The sequence below is a fragment of the Nocardia sp. NPDC004340 genome (assembly GCF_053602575.1).
On the sequence record NZ_JBSGDW010000003.1, the window covers coordinates 832,795 to 847,911 of the forward strand.

Sequence of the window (15,117 nt, forward strand, 5' to 3'; positions counted from 1 at the left end):
ATCGTTTTTCAGCCGCGCAGGCTCTCGATTTCGTGCCGCAGAACATCCAGGAGTTTCTCGGGGTTATCGAATTCCGCTGGGTCGATGGGTGTTCCGAAGTGGATGGTAACTGGATGGTGGCGGTTGAATCGCTGGCCGGTGTTCCCGCGGCGCATCGGTAGCACCCCGTCGGTGCCGGTCGTGGCGACCGGGATGATCGGAACACCGGTCGCCATGGCCAGCGTCGCAACGCCCGATTTGTACGGTTCTCGCTCGCCGGCCGGGACCAGGCGACCCTCCGGGTAGATGATGAGCACACCCCCGAAGCGCAGCACCTGCGCCGCGCGGCTCACCGCGGTGCGCCCGGAGTCGGGGTCGCGCCGGACCACCGGAATATGGCCCAGCAGCCGCACCAACCATCCGACGACCGGCCAGGTCCACAGCTCGGCCATGGCGATGGCCACCGCGCGCCGCCGCAGCGCACCCCACAGGAAGACCGCGTCGAGCAGGGAGATGTGGTTGCTCGCGATGATCACCGGACCGGTCACGGGCACCCGATCGCGGTTGAGCACGGTGACTTGGACGAAGCGGGACCAGGCCAGGGCGCGCAGCGTCCGGCGGACCAATTGCGTTGTGAGCCAAGCCCGTTTGCCCAGTCCACGGGGTCGTCGCGCATCGGGGTTCATGGCCCTCCCGGATCAATGGTTGTGACAACGGTTTTCATCCTCGTTCGGTGACCGATCGGAGAACACCGCAGAACTACTCAGCCGCAACCGCGTATTTCGAGAAATAGCCTATGGCTATCAAGACCTTTTGGGCGTAGCCTGGTGGTTGCTGTACTCACGGCAATATCACACCGAAACTTCTGCGGAGGTCGTGTGCTGCCATGGTCGGAAACTGGTGGCGTAACACCGTTTTGCTACAACTGCGTCGATCCCCGGCAAGCGCGGCGGTGCTGTTCGTCGTGGCCGATGACGGGACCCCGGTCATCACATTCCCGAGACTCAATTGGGCATGGGTGGCGATCGCTTCCGCGACAGTCCTGTTCTTCGGGATCACTGTCGCAATGTTGGTGAGCCTCGCCTATTTCGACGAGCCCACCAGCACCGTGCCGGAGGCTCCGGCATCCTGTGAACCGTTCTGCGGCGCATCGACACCCTAGAGTGGTTGCCGCGCCACGCCCACAAATGTTCAACTCCCCTGTCATTCCGATCGGTAGCGTCTCCACATGCCGGAGTCGGCTCCGGCGAAATGGAGTCATGACATGTGGGAGAGCGAATGAGGTTCTGGAAGGTCTCAGCCGTTTGTCTCGTCGCGGCGGTCACCGCGGTGGCCGCCGGTTGCGGAACCAAGTCTGACGATAACGCTACCGGTTCGGACGAGGTGCGCGCGATAGCCAAGGAGGCCTATACCTACGGCTTTCCGATGGTCGACATGTACCGCATCGAGAATTCGTATGTGGTGGACAAGAACAGCAGCCAGTACATGGGCGACTGGAACCAGCTGCACAGCATCGCCCGGGTTTTCACCCCGGCGGACACGGCGGTCCAAACGCCCAATTCGGACACGCCGTACTCGTTCCTGGTCGCTGACCTGCGAACCGAGCCGCTGGTGCTGACCGTGCCCCCGATCGAGGAGAAGCGCTACTACTCGGTCCAGTTCATCGACAACTACACCTACGTCTATGACCTGCTCGGGAGCCGGACCACCGGGAACGGCGGCGGCACTTACCTGCTCGCCGGTCCCGGCTGGAAGGGCGACAAGCCCGCCGGGGTGGACAAGGTCATCACCTCGGCGACCGACTTCTCGATGGTGCTGTACCGGACCCAGTTGTTCGATCCGGCCGATCTGGACAACGTCAAGAAGATCCAGTCCGAGTACCAGGTCAAGCCGCTGTCGTCGTTCGAGAACAAGGCGGTGCCGGCCGCCGCGCCGACGGTCGACTTCATCAAGCCGCTGACTCCGGAGGAGGAGCAGACCTCGCTCGACTTCTTCAAAGTCCTCAACTTCACCCTGAAGTACGCGCCGGTCCAGCCGAACGAGAAGGAGATGCGCGAGCGGTTCGCGAAGATCGGCATCGGCCCGGACGGCGATTTCGATCCCGCGAAGCTGAGCGCCGATGACCGCAAGGCGTTCCAGGACGGTATGGCCGACGCCTGGTCGGACCTGCACAACTTCCAGAAGAACGAGCTGGAGACGGGCAAGGTGAACTCCGGTCAGCTGTTCGGGTCCGCCGAGCAGCTGAAGGGGAACTACCTGTACCGCTTCGCCGGTGCGGTCATGGGCATCCTGGGTCTGCCGGGCGCGGAGGCCATGTACTTCCCGCTCACCAACGACACCACGGGCGCGAAGCTGAACGGCGCCGACAACTACACCCTCACCTTCCCCGACGGGAAGCTCCCGCCGGTGAAGGCGTTCTGGTCGGTGACCATGTACAAGCTGCCGGAGATCCTGCTGGTGGAGAATCCGATCAATCGCTACCTGATCAATTCGCCGATGCTGCCGAACCTGGTGCGCAACCCGGACGGCGGGATCACGCTCTACCTCCAGCAGACGTCGCCCGGCGCGGACAAGGAGGCCAACTGGCTCCCCACTCCCCCCGGTGATTTCGAGATGATCCTGCGGACCTACTGGCCCGAGCAGGCCATCTCGGATGGCAGCTGGACCCCGCCGAAGGTGACCAAGGCCTAGGCCTGGTCGTCCGACGGGAACGACAGAGTGACAACGGTGCTGCCGGGCGAGGACTCGATCTCGGGCCTCGCGCCGTGCAGCGCCGCCACCTGTGCCACGATCGCCAGCCCGAGGCCGTGGCCGGGAGTGGAACGTGCCGCGGAGGACCGGTAGAAGCGGTCGAAGACGTGCGGCAGATCATCGGGCTGGATGCCGGGACCGTTGTCCCGCACCGAGATTCGGTTCGCGGCGACAGTCACGCTGACGGTGCCACCGGGCGGGCTGAACTTGGCGGCATTGTCGAGGAGATTGGTGACCGCCCGGACCAGTCGCGCCGGGGCACCCTGCACGGTCACGGGACGCAGATCATCAGCGAATATTATTCCGGGCCAATGCTTTCGAGCCGTTGCCACACAGTCTGCGGTCAGCAAATCGAGGCGCAGGTCTTCCAGTGATTCGGGAACGGCGTCGGGGTCGTCGGCCCGCGCCAGATCGATGAGATCGGTGACCAGTCCCGACAATTCGGTGGACTGCACGCTCAGCGCGGACACGGTCTCGTCCAGTTGCTCGGGGGTCAGGCGGTCGGCGCGGCCCAGTAGGTCGATATTGGTGCGCAAGGCCGTGAGCGGGGTCCGCAATTCGTGCGAGGCGTCCGCGACGAGTCGCTGTTGCGCGGTGCGGGAGTGACGTTCGGCGGTGAGCGCGCCGTCGAGTTCGTCGAGCATGGTGTTGACGCTGACGGCCAGCCGGGACAACTCATCGGAGCCGGTGACGGCGATGTGGTGACTCGGATCCCGGGTTCTGGCCACCTCTTCCGCCGCCTCGGTCAGCGCGGCCACCGGTGCGAGGGCGCGCCGGGCCAGCACGGTGCCGATCGCGCCGGCCAGCAGCAGCCCGGCGGCCGCCGCGGCGAGTAGGGCGAGGCCGACGCGCCGGCGGCCGTTGTCGACGAAATCGGAGCGTTGCGCCACCTGCACGGCGGCGCCGGGTTCGAGCTGGGTGGTGTACATCCGCATGGGATAGCCGTCGAGGGTGAGGTCCCGGAAGAACGCGCCCTCGGAACCCGCTGCGACAGCGCGAACTTCGTCGTCCACGGGGAGAGAGCTGCCCGGCAGATGCTCGGATCGGATCTGCCCGTCCGCTCCGACCACCTGCACGCAGCTCGGAGCCGCCAGATACTCGCAGGGGCCGGACACCGCCGCGACGGTCGGCTCCACCGGAAACTGCCGCACGATGCGGGTGGCTTGGCGGCGCAGGCCTACATCGAGGGTGCTGTTCAGCTCGTGGCCTGCCACTACATAGGCGGCCGCGGCCATCCCCGCCAGGGCCAAACCCATTGCCAGCACGAAGAATACGGCGATCCGCCCGCGCAACCCGAGTCGTGCCCACACTCCGTGCCCGGGCCGGGTCACGACGGGCCCAGCCGGTATCCCACGCCGCGCACGGTGTGGATCAGCGCGGGCTCCCCGTCCGCCTCGATCTTGCGTCGCAGGTATCGGATGTAGACCTCGAGCGAGTTCGACGACTGCCGCCCCCACACGCGATCGATGAGCGTCTCACGGGGCAGCGCCTGCCCGGCATTGCGCAGCAAGACCTCCAGCAACGCGAATTCGGTTCTGCTGAGCTCGATTTCGCGGTCTCCGCGCCGAACTCGCTGTGCGGTGGTGTCCAGTACCAGGTCTGCTGTCGAGAGCACCGCACCGTCGTCGGGGTAGGTGCGCCGCACCAGAGCCCGCACCCGCGCGAGCAGTTCGTCCAGGTCGAAGGGTTTGACCAGGTAGTCGTCCGCGCCCGCGTCGAGGCCCTCGATCCGGTCGGCGACCGCGTCGCGGGCGGTGAGCATGAGGATGGGGGTGCGGTCGCCGCGTCCGCGCAGGGTGCGGCAGGTGGTGAGCCCGTCCATGAACGGCATGAGCACATCCAGGACGACGACGGCCGGTTGCCAGCGGGCAACCTCGGTGAGCGCGGTCGCGCCGTCGGCGGCGCCGCGACTGTCGTAGCCCTCGGTGGCGAGGGCGCGGACCAGCGCGTCCCGGACCGCGGCTTCGTCTTCGACCACCAGTACCCGCATCCCACGGATCATACGGACGACCGCCACCAGGGCTTTCTCATCGGACTCTCATCCCTGTCCGTGAGCGTGGGGACCATGAGATTTCGGATTCCCCCTCGTGCGCCCGCCGCGCTGGCTGTGCTCGGGGTCGCTGCCACCGGGCTCACCGCCTGCGGGAAGGCCGCCACAATCCCCGCACCGCAGGTGAAGGGCAATAGTGTGGTTATCTCGATCGACGGCGGATCGGCCGAGGTGGACACCACGAATCTGACCGTCACCGCACGGGCCGACGGCACGACGTACACGCTGTCCGCGCCTGCGGAGGACACGCTCGGGACCACCGGTCCGGTCGAGGTCGACGGATCGACGGCGACCTGGACCTATCCGGATCGCGCGCTCGCGGTGTCGGCGACGGCCGAGGACGGACGGCTGCGGGTCACCGTGCACAGCGACCGGGACGGCTCGCTGCGGTGGCCGATCACGGGTACGGATTCGGCGGCGGCCGCGGTGCAGATCCCGCGCGGTGAGGGCCTGTCACTGCCGGTGCGCGACACCTTCTGGAACGGCCCCGACACCGGCCTGATCGGTGAATCACTGCCGCTGACTTCCGGATTGACCATGCCGTTCTGGGGCTACAGCGTCGGCGACCGCGGCGTCGGCTACATCGTGCCCACCGACATCGGCAGCACGCTCACAGTCGCCTCCGACCAGGGACGATTGATCGCTCGCGGCGCCCACGATTTCGCCGATCACGCGGGTACCCGCGACTACACGGTGGATTTCGCGCTCACCGACGCGTCCCCGGTCGCCGCGGCCCGCGACTATCGCGGCTGGCTCCTGCGGCACGGCGAATTCCGTTCCCTGCGTGACAAGATCGCCATCAATCCCGAGGTCGCCAAGCTCGAGGGCGCTTTCCACGCCTACCTGTGGGGTGACGGCCGCACGCCCGAGGCGGTACAGCAGATGAAGAACCTCGGCCTGTCGCGCATGTGGCTCGGCTACGACGCCGGCGACGACCCCATGTCCTCGACGGCCATCACCGCGGCCAGGGACGCCGGATACCTTGCGGGCCCTTACGATTCGTGGGCCAATGCGCAGGACCCCGCCACCGCGGACAACCCGTCCTCACGCTGGCCGGGCACCCTGTGGCCCGACGGCTGCGTCCGGGACGAACAGGGCACGCCGGAGACCGGATTCGGCGGTCGCGGCTGCTATCTGAGTTCGCGAGTGCTGGCGGAGAATCCGCACCTGTACGAGAGCCGGTACGCGGCGATGACCGCGAATGGGGCCGACACGTACTTCCTCGACGTCGACGCCGCCGGCGAGTTCTTCGACGACCACTCCCCTGCGCACCCCATGACCCAGAGCCAAGACCGGGAGTATCGCCTCGCGCGGATGCGCTGGCTGGCCGAAAACCGCAAGACCGTGCTCGGCTCGGAGTCGGCCGCCGCCTGGTCCGCGCCGGTGCTCGCCTTCGACCACGGCGCCCAGACCCCGGTGTCGGACAACCTGTGGCGCGCGCAGCGCGACAAACAGACCTGGGGTGCCTGGTACCCGGACAACGCGCCGAAGATGTTCTTCCAACCGGTCGACCTGCCCGCCGACCTGGCGATCGCCATGTTCGATCCGGTCTACCGGGTGCCGCTCTACGAGACGGTCCTGCACGACTCGCTGGTCAATGTGGACCGATGGGAGCTGTCGTATTACAAACTGCCGCAACAGCAGACGATGCGCGCGCTGACCGCGATCCTCGACAACACGCCGCTCAACTTCGTGCTGGACCGCGCCACGCTCACCGAGCACGGCCCCGAGATCGCACGGCTGCAGCAGTTCTTCGCGCCCTTGCACGACCGTGCCGCGACGCTGCCGATGACCGACTTCCGCTGGGTGACCGATGACCATCTCGTGCAGCGCACGGTCTTCGGCAAGGACGAACTCACCGTCACCGCCAATTTCGGCACGAGGGAGGTCGACGGCTTGCCGGGCGGCTGCGTCGACGCTCAGCTGAAGGGTGACATCAGCCCGCGCAGATTGTGCCCCGGCCGATGAAACCTATCCGCACCACTGTTTTCGTCACCGCCGCAGCGCTTCTCACCCTGCTGGTGAAAGCGCACGACCGGGTGCCCGACATCATGGGGTCGGGTGTCCTGCTCGACACTGCGGCACCTTGGCTGATCCTGCTCGCACCGGTCCTGGCCGCCCTCGCGCTGATCTGCCGCTGCCCGGCGGGAGCCGCCGCGACGATCGCCCCGATCCTGGTGTGGGCCTATACCTTCGGCTCCTGGTGGGCCCCGACGGCCTCGGCTGCCACACCGACGGCGGACACCCTCGGCGTCGTCTCGCAGAACCTGTACGCCGGGAACACCACCCCGCTGACCACAGCCCGCGCGCTGGCCGCGACCGGTGCGGACCTGGTGGCGGTGCAGGAGCTCGCGGGCGCGGACCGTGCCGCCGTGCATCGGATCCTCGACCTGTCCTACCCGTACAGCGAGGAGCGTGGCACGGTCGCCCTGTGGAGCCGCTACCCGACGTCGGGGACCACGGTCGCCGATGTCGGGATCGGCTGGCAGCGTGGCCTGCGCACCACGGTCGACACCCCGTACGGCGAGCTGGTGGTCTATGTCGTCCATCTCCCGTCGCTCCGCCCTGGTGACACACGGACCCGCGACGCCGGGCTGGCCGGACTCTCCCGCCGGCTGGTGGCCGACCCGGCCGCGCGGATTCTGGTGGCGGGCGACTTCAATACCGCGTCGACCGATCGCAACTGGCGCTCCTTCGCCCCCGGCTTCATCGACGCACAGTCACTGCCAGGCGCGGGTCCCGGCTTCACCTGGCCCACGTCACGACCTCTGGCCCGCCTGGACCACCTCCTGGTCCGCGGCCTCACCCCGGCGTCCGCGTCCGTACTCCGTCTCCCCGGCCCCGACCACCGCGCGCCCACGGCCACCGTCGCGTTCTCGCCACGGTGACCTGCCACAGGCGGATACTGCACTTATAACGTGTACAAGCCACCCGCCACGGGGCGGGACCGATCCACGGGGGTGAACTGCGATGACACGGTTCGATCTGGTGATTCGCGGGGGCACGGTGTACGACGGGACGGGCGGGCCCGGGGTGCGGGCCGATGTCGGGGTGACCGACGGCAAGGTGACCGTCATCGAGGGCGGCGGCGGACTGCCCGACGGGGAGCGGACGGTCGACGCCACCGGCAAATGGGTGATGCCCGGCATGCTGGACGTCCACACCCACTACGACGCCGAGGTGCTGGGCAGTCCCGGCCTGGGTGAATCGGTGCGGCACGGTGTCACCACGGTGGTGTTCGGCAACTGCTCGCTGTCGACGGTGTACTCCGAGGCCGAGGACTGCGCCGACCTGTTCGCGCGCGTCGAGGCGCTGCCGTGGGACGCGGTGCACTCGGCGGTCAAGGAGCACAAGGACTGGGACGATCCGCAGTCGTACCGGAAGTCGCTCGCCGACCGGCCGCTCGGCGCGAATGTCGCCGCCTTCCTGGGACATTCGGATATGCGCGTGGCGGTCATGGGCCTGGGCCGGTCCGTGGACGCGCAAGTCCGCCCGACGCCCGCTGAGCTGCACCGCATGTGCGCCATGCTGGAGGCGGCGCTGGATGCCGGATTCCTGGGGCTGTCCACGATCCGCAGCTCGTTCTCGAAGCTGGAGGGCGTACGGTTCCCGACCCGGCAGCTGCCGTCCACGTACGCGACGTGGCGGGAGTACCGGGCGTTGAACGCCGTGCTGCGGCGGCGCGGCCGGGTGCATCAGAGCACCCCGAACCTGACCAGCCGCGCCGAACTGGTGAACTACTTCGCGCAGAGCGCGGGCCGGTTCCGCGCGCCGCTCAAGACGACGCTCATCGCGGGCATGGACGTGAAGGCCGACCGCACCACCGCGCGGGCCGCCATGGCGTCGGCGTGGATCGCGAATACCGTTGGCGGAGCGCGGTTCCGGTGGCAGCATCTGCCGGTGCCGTTCGAGGTGTACGCCGACGGGGTGGATCTGGTGGTGTTCGAGGAGTTCGGCTCCGGCAGCGCCGCGCTCAATATCCGGGACGCCATGAAGCGCGGCGAACTCCTGGCCGACGAGGACTACCGCCGACGGTTCCGCAAGGACCTGGCCAAGAAGTACGGGCCGCGGGTCTGGAACCGCGACCTCTATGACGCCGTGATCGTCGCCTGCCCCGACGCGGACGTGGTCGGGAAGTCGTTCGGCGCGGTCGCCGACGAACGCGGCATCGATCCGGCCGACGCCATGCTGGATCTGACGGTCGAGCACGGCCCGGCCTTGCGGTGGCGCACCGTCATCGCCAATGACCGCGAGGAGGTGCTCGACCGGTTGCAGCGCTCGCCCATGATGCAGGTCGGGTTCGCCGATTCCGGTGCGCACCTGCGGAATATGGCGTTCTACAACTTCGGGGTGCGGATGCTGGAGCGGGCGCAGCAGCGCGGGTTCCTGCCGATCGAGACCGCGATCCACCGGCTCACCGGCGAGCTCGCCGATTGGTACAGCCTGGACGCCGGGCGCCTGCGGGTCGGCGGGCGCGCCGATATCGCGGTCGTCGATCCGGCGGGGTTCGACGGCACGTCCAGCGCGTACGCCGAGGCGCCGTTCCCCGGGGTCACGGGGTTGCAGCGCATGGTCAATCGCAATGACCGGGCGGTCGCGGCCACCGTGGTCGGCGGCCGCGTCGTCTACGAATACGGTGAATTCGCACCGGGATTCGGCACCACCCTGCACGCGGGCAGCTTCCTGCCCGCGCAGGGGTGAGGCCTTAGACGAGTTCCGGGGTGCGCCCTCGCGCGCGGTACTCCTGCGGTGGGCAGCCCTGCCAGCGCCGGAAGGCGCGGATGAAGGACGCCGCCTCGGCGTAGCCCAGGCGGGCCGCCACCTGTTCGGTGGTCATGTCGGTGCGGTCCAGCAGTTCCTCCGAGAGGGCTTGGCGCACCTCGTCGAGCAGGGCGCGGAACGAGGTGCCCTCCTCGTTGAGCCGACGCGACAGGGTGCGCGGGCTGACGAACAGCCCAGCCGCGACGGCCGACTGATCCGGGATCACGCCCGGATCGCGGATGAGGACGCCGCGTACGACGGCCGCGAAACCGGACCGGACGTAGCGGCGCGCCAGCAGTTCCTGGCACATCTGCTCGCAGGTGCTGCGGGCCTGTTCGGTCGGTTGCGGCAGGACGACGTCCAGGAACGACGAGTCGAAGGCGAGTTCGTCGACGCTGGTTCCGAACAGCGGCTCGACGCCGAAAACCGACCGGTAGCGGCTGGTATCGGGCGGTGCGGCGTGCCGGAAACTGACGCGGCGTACCGGTACGTTCACCGAGTACAGCTCACGGCCGAGCATCTGGATTCCGGCCAGGACCCGTTCGGCCAGGAAGCCGCGCACGTCCTCGGGAACGTCCCGGTCGTCGAACCGCAGCCGCCCTTCACCATCCACTTCCTCGAAGGTCACCTGCCCGAACGCGAAGGCCAGCTCGACGTATCCCGGCGCCACCACGATCGCGTCCCGCATGGTCCGGCTGGCCAGCAGGGCCAGACCCCAGGGCCCCGACAGCGACACGTGATATCGCGTCCCCGCCTCCACGCCCAGTCCCGATTCCCGGCCGAACCGGGCGAGGAGATTCCGCACCACCGCAAGTTCTTGCCGCGCCGTCACTTCCGTGGTCTGTTCGACCACCGATTCAGGCGCCAGTCCCGCTCCGGCGAGGCACTCCCCCGCCGGCATCCCTCTCTCATTGGCGAGCCGGGTCAAAATGTGCACGCCGGCCGTGTGCCTGGCTAGATCCCAGTCGAGCATGTGCGCTTTGTCCTCTTCGACTACTCCCGACCCAAATGTCTGTTCCCCATCGGGTTGGCGCAACATATCAACGAGAGACCGCCCGGTGTGGCGCATCCGACATTTTTGATCGCACAGCGGTGATGCGCGCGACGCGCGGAACACGATTCGTCACGTAACAGCCGATGCGCCGGTGCGATTCACCCACAACCGGTTCGGACGACGACCAGCAATCGAGGTCTGCCCACCATGAGTTCCACCGCGATCCTGCTACTACCCATGCTCGCGGCCCCCGCCTTCGGCGTCGGCATCTGGCTCGGCATTCGCTCGGTTACCGACGAATGCGCCTCCGAACGCCGCCAAGCACGCTGCCGACGCACCCGATAACGTGCACGGTATGAGCAGCTCATCGACCCGCACCGTGGTCGTCACCGGCGCGTCCTCCGGCATCGGCAAGGCCACCGCCGCGGCCTTCGCGGCCCGCGGACACAAGGTAATCGGCACCAGCCGCAATCCCGACAACCTCGCCGAGGCCGACCGGGCGCCGGGCGTCGAGTACCGCGCGCTCGATATCACCGACCTGGAGTCGATCGAGCGGTTCGCGGCCGAGCTCGGGGCGATCGATGTGCTGATCAACAATGCCGGGGAGAGTCAGGCCGGGCCGCTGTCCGACCTGCCCCGTGAAGCGATCGAAAGACTGTTCCAGCTCAATGTTTTCGGGCCTGTGGCGTTGACCCAGGCGGTGTTGCCCGGCATGCGTGAGCGTGGATATGGGCGGATCGTCATGGTCGGCTCCATGCTCGGGAGCTTTCCGATGCCGTACCGCTCGTCCTACGTGGCGACCAAAGCGGCCGTGCGTGGGTTCGCGACCGCCGCGCGGTTCGAGGAGTCTCCGTTCGGTGTTTGGATCACTACCGTCGAACCCGGTCAGATCGATACCGGGCTGAGTGAGCGTCGGGCCAAGTACATCGCCGATGGGTCGCCGCATGCCGCGGACTTCACGAAATTCATGGCTCGCCTCGATGCTCAGATGAGCAAAGGCATTGCGCCTGCCCAGGTGGCGGAAACCATTGTGGCGGCGGTGAACTCCGATCGGCCGAAGCCGCTGTACGCGGTGGGAAGCAATGCGCCATTGATGTTCGCGATTCGTCGGGTGCTTCCGCGGGGCGTTATGGAGCGTGTGATTGCAGCGGCTCAAGGGCTCAAACGGTAAGAGACCAAAGACAAAAGAGACCAAAGACAAAAGACGCCTGGAGAAGGAAGAGGGTGGCCGAGCTTGCGAGGCCCCCTCACCTACCAGCCCCACTCACGGCTCAGCCGCGCGTCATCCCGGGGAAAACGAAGGGATGGGTTGGTGGACGCAGCCCGAAGGGCCCCACCTTTGGTGAGGCTCGGACTGGCATCAGCGGCGTGACCACCATTTGACCGGTGGGCGGGTGCGGTCGCGGAGGCGCGCGAGGGAGGCGGCCATCAGCTCGCCCGCGTGGTGGCGGTCGTTGACCTGCGGGGTTCGGCTGGGATCGATGTGAGCTGGCGGTATCCAGCCGGTGCGGCCCGCGTGTTCTGAATCCTTGGGCATGGCAACGGTTTTCCATCCGCCCGGTCCGTCGTGGATCAGGGCGTGGCAGGCATCGCAGGCCAGGGTCAGGTTTTCGATGTCGGTCTTGCCGCCCTTGTTCCATTCGGTGACGTGGTGAACCTGGGTCAAGGTGGCGGGGGCACTGCAGCCCGGGCGGGTGCAACCGCGTTCGGTGGCGATCAGGGCCATGCGCTGGGCGGCGTTGGCGAGGCGCTTGGCGCGGCCCAGGTGCAGGGGGCGTCCGGCGTGATCGAAGATCGCCAGGAACGGCTTGGACTTCTGGGCGAGCTGCAAAGCCTCTTCCAGCGGAACAGTCCCGCCCGAGGCGGTGGTGGCAACACCCGCGGCGGCCTCGACCTCCGCGAGCGACATGGTGATGATCGTGGAGACGGGCAGGCCCCGGTGCTGACCGGTGTTCTCCGGACCCATTTCGGGGCGCAGGAACGCCAGCAGCGCATCGTGGTTGCGCTGAGCGGCCGTACGAGGATCTCGCCGTGCGGCACGCTCCAACCCAGCAAGGGCTTCGTCGTCGAGCCCTTCTGTGGTCCAAGGGCTTTCAGCATCATCACCATTGCACATGCCCGGCCGGGCCAGGCTGGCGAAGATCGGGTCCAGCACAGCACGCAGCGCGGGCGTCACTTGCGCGCTGATCACCGACATCCCGTCCACACCCTGCTTGCCGAGCGTCAGCCCACGACGCCGCTGCCGATCCACCTCCCGGGTGAACCGGCCATCCGGGTCGAGGTACCCGAGGATCCGGTCACCGATCTTGGGCAGGTCATCCGGCGTGGACTGCGCGGCGAAGCTCGCCAACTCGAATTCGGCGAGATCCCGGTCCTCGACGTCGATTTCGGCGGGAATGCGGTCCATGATCTGCACGATCCGCCGCGCGGAATCCACCGACACCATGCCCATCTGCTGATAGGCGGCAGTCCACGGCAGCCGGGGCTCCAACACCTCGCCGCCGGTCTGCCGCATCCCGAGCTGTTCCGCGGCACGCACCCGCGCGCACGCTTCGGCGTGGCCGAGGCGCAGAGTCTGTTCGAGGTACTTCGAAACCCTTTTCACCCCCGCCTTCTCGGGCAGGTTCCGAGTCTCGATCTCCCGAACCAGCTTGTGCTCGAACGCGGCCATCCGACGGCGTGTGGTCTCCCAATCCCGCATCAATTCCACGAGATCCTCATCCGAGATCGGATCCAGGGAGTCATTGAGCAGGACGTCCACAGCATCGAACACCACACCGGTGGCATCGCCCACCGTGATGTCCTCGCTGAGATTCGGCCCGCCCAATTTCATGCCTCTATTCTATCAATTGCACCCTTCACCCGTCATCGAATTACCATGTGTAGCAAGTCTTTTCAGATCTCCAACGAAATATTACGACCGTTCGGTAAGCCGCAAATCCCGTCCGATAATCTCCCGCATGATTTCGGAAGTCCCGCCGTACACCCGAGTGATCCGCGCATCCGCAGCCATCCGCGCGATCGGGTACTCGCGCATGTACCCATAGCCTCCGAACAGCTGCTGGCACCGGTCGATGCACCGGAATTCCATCTCCGAGGCCCACAGTTTGGCCTTGGCGGCATCAGCAGGCGTCAACCGCCCCGCATTCAACTCCAGCACGCACTTGTCGATGAACGCTTCCGCCACCGAAACCTCGGTAGCCACGTCGGCGAGCGTGAACTTGGTGTTCTGGAACGCCCCGATCTGCTGCCCGAAAGCCTCACGCTCCCCGACATATTCGATAGTCCTCCGCAAAGCGACCCGGGCTCGCGCCAGACAGGCGACGGCGATCTGCATCCGTTCCTGCGGGAGGTTCCGCATCAGGTAAGTGAATCCGCGCCCCACCTCCCCGAGCACGTTCTCCTTGGGCACCCGGACATCGGTGAAGCTGAGCTCGGCCGTGTCCTGCGAGTGCAAACCGAGCTTGTCGAGGTTGCGGCCACGCTCGAAGCCCTCCATGCCGCGCTCGAGCACCATCACGGTCACCCCCGCGTGGCGTTCGGCGGAGGTCCGGACCGCCGTGATCACCAGATCCGCGTTGATGCCGTTGGTGATGAACGTCTTCGCACCGTTCACCACGAAGTGATCGCCCATATCGACTGCCGCCGTGCGGATTCCGGCGACATCCGATCCCGCGCCCGGTTCGGTCATGCCGATGGCCGCGATCCGGGTTCCCGCCACGAACCCCGGCAGCCACCGCTCCCGCTGTTCCTCGGTCGTCAGATCCACCAGGTACGGCGTGCAGATGTCGTTGTGCAGCGCGAAGTTCAGGCCGACTCCCGCGCAGTCGGCCTCCATGAATTCCTCGATGAGGATCTGGTTGAACCGGAAGTCCGCGACGCCCAGCCCGCCGTAGCTCTGCGGCACCGCGAACCCGATCAGACCCAGGTCTCCGGCCCGCGCGAACACCGACCGCGGCACGATCCCGGCCTCTTCCCATCCCAGGTAGTGCGGCGCGACTTCCTTGCGCACGAATCCCCTCGCCAGCTCGGCGAATGCCAGATGATCGTCACCGTAGTGCCCTCGTTCCATGGACCCATGGTTGTGGACGATCGCGGCGCCGGACCAGAGAATCCCGGCCATTCCTCGGCCGTTAGTGGTTCGTTGGTCGCGGGTTGGCGGGTGCGCGGACCCTCGCGGTATGAAGCAGAAGTTCCTGATGGCGGCCGCGGTCCCGATCGCGGCGCTGGGTATGACCATGCTGCCGGCGACGGCTTCGGCCGGTCCCGGCACGTTCGAGGGCGATGTCATCGGCTGCCCGTACGACCGGCCGTGCATCACCGAGCTGTGGGCTCGCGACGGGGTGATCCACGTCGCCTGGAAGGGCGATCACAGCTACGACGTCTACAACTTCCGCTGGGGTCGCCCGGGCCGCGCGGAGTCGCAGTACGAGCGCGGCAGCGGCCGCTACGGTTCCACCACGATCAACAACGCCCACAGCAACACCACGTACACGGTGAAGGTTCAGGGCTGCACAACCCACTGGTACGGGTCCTCGGACTGCTCCCAGTGGAACGAGGCGCACATCCACATCGGGTGATC

At 67.2% G+C, this 15,117-nt stretch carries 14 protein-coding genes; 8 read left to right on the top strand and 6 right to left on the bottom strand.

From position 1 onward, the window contains the following. Positions 1–8: 8 nt before the first annotated feature. The gene (locus ACWEOI_RS15970) at positions 9–665 is read right to left on the bottom strand and encodes a lysophospholipid acyltransferase family protein (RefSeq protein WP_452360040.1); all 657 of its coding nucleotides are present in this window, start codon (positions 663–665) and stop codon (positions 9–11) included. Positions 666–865: 200 nt separating this feature from the next. Here ACWEOI_RS15970 and ACWEOI_RS15975 point away from each other — a divergent pair, with 200 nt between their 5' ends. Then, positions 866–1,141: a hypothetical protein gene (locus ACWEOI_RS15975; protein ID WP_433590717.1), complete on the top strand. Its 276-nt coding sequence runs from the start codon at positions 866–868 to the stop codon at positions 1,139–1,141. 116 nt (positions 1,142–1,257) lie between these two features. Continuing rightward, entirely contained in the window at positions 1,258–2,670 is a 1,413-nt protein-coding gene (locus tag ACWEOI_RS15980) for a DUF1254 domain-containing protein (protein WP_452360041.1), read from the top strand. Here ACWEOI_RS15980 and ACWEOI_RS15985 read toward each other — a convergent pair. Both ACWEOI_RS15985 and ACWEOI_RS15990 read right to left on the bottom strand, forming a co-directional pair. Continuing rightward, a complete protein-coding gene (locus tag ACWEOI_RS15985; RefSeq protein WP_452360042.1) occupies positions 2,667–3,986 on the bottom strand; it encodes a sensor histidine kinase in 1,320 nt (439 codons plus the stop codon). The genes ACWEOI_RS15980 and ACWEOI_RS15985 overlap by 4 nt on opposite strands. A gap of 71 nt (positions 3,987–4,057) precedes the next feature. Then, positions 4,058–4,720: a response regulator transcription factor gene (locus tag ACWEOI_RS15990; protein WP_452360043.1), complete on the bottom strand. Its 663-nt coding sequence runs from the start codon at positions 4,718–4,720 to the stop codon at positions 4,058–4,060. A gap of 75 nt (positions 4,721–4,795) precedes the next feature. Between ACWEOI_RS15990 and ACWEOI_RS15995 the strand changes: the two genes are divergently transcribed. From ACWEOI_RS15995 to ACWEOI_RS16005, 3 genes are all read left to right on the top strand, one after another. Further along, a complete protein-coding gene (locus ACWEOI_RS15995) occupies positions 4,796–6,748 on the top strand; it encodes a glycoside hydrolase (protein WP_452360044.1) in 1,953 nt (650 codons plus the stop codon). After that, positions 6,745–7,668: an endonuclease/exonuclease/phosphatase family protein gene (locus tag ACWEOI_RS16000; protein ID WP_452360045.1), complete on the top strand. Its 924-nt coding sequence runs from the start codon at positions 6,745–6,747 to the stop codon at positions 7,666–7,668. The genes ACWEOI_RS15995 and ACWEOI_RS16000 overlap by 4 nt, the downstream gene beginning before the upstream one ends. 82 nt (positions 7,669–7,750) lie before the next feature. Continuing rightward, a complete protein-coding gene (locus tag ACWEOI_RS16005) occupies positions 7,751–9,481 on the top strand; it encodes an N-acyl-D-amino-acid deacylase family protein (RefSeq protein ID WP_452360046.1) in 1,731 nt (576 codons plus the stop codon). 4 nt (positions 9,482–9,485) lie between these two features. Here ACWEOI_RS16005 and ACWEOI_RS16010 read toward each other — a convergent pair whose 3' ends face one another. Further along, positions 9,486–10,610, bottom strand: coding sequence for an AraC family transcriptional regulator (locus tag ACWEOI_RS16010; protein ID WP_452360160.1), 1,125 nt, complete (start codon positions 10,608–10,610; stop codon positions 9,486–9,488). A gap of 132 nt (positions 10,611–10,742) precedes the next feature. Here ACWEOI_RS16010 and ACWEOI_RS16015 point away from each other — a divergent pair, with 132 nt between their 5' ends. Next, on the top strand, positions 10,743–10,880 hold the full coding sequence (locus ACWEOI_RS16015; protein WP_379280525.1) for a hypothetical protein: 138 nt from the start codon (positions 10,743–10,745) through the stop codon (positions 10,878–10,880). Positions 10,881–10,890: 10 nt separating this feature from the next. Further along, positions 10,891–11,706 (top strand): SDR family oxidoreductase, encoded by an 816-nt coding sequence (locus ACWEOI_RS16020; protein ID WP_452360047.1) that lies wholly within the window; start codon positions 10,891–10,893, stop codon positions 11,704–11,706. A 189-nt stretch (positions 11,707–11,895) separates the two neighbouring features. Here ACWEOI_RS16020 and ACWEOI_RS16025 read toward each other — a convergent pair whose 3' ends face one another. Both ACWEOI_RS16025 and ACWEOI_RS16030 read right to left on the bottom strand, forming a co-directional pair. Then, positions 11,896–13,368, bottom strand: coding sequence for a DUF222 domain-containing protein (locus ACWEOI_RS16025; RefSeq protein WP_452360048.1), 1,473 nt, complete (start codon positions 13,366–13,368; stop codon positions 11,896–11,898). 81 nt (positions 13,369–13,449) lie between these two features. Continuing rightward, complete coding sequence (locus ACWEOI_RS16030; RefSeq protein WP_452360049.1) at positions 13,450–14,607, bottom strand: acyl-CoA dehydrogenase family protein; 1,158 nt, start codon at positions 14,605–14,607, stop codon at positions 13,450–13,452. Between the two features lie 109 nt (positions 14,608–14,716). On the opposite strand from ACWEOI_RS16030, the gene ACWEOI_RS16035 reads away from it, so the two are divergent. Continuing rightward, positions 14,717–15,115 (top strand): hypothetical protein, encoded by a 399-nt coding sequence (locus tag ACWEOI_RS16035; RefSeq protein ID WP_452360050.1) that lies wholly within the window; start codon positions 14,717–14,719, stop codon positions 15,113–15,115. The last annotated feature ends 2 nt before the right edge of the window (positions 15,116–15,117 follow it).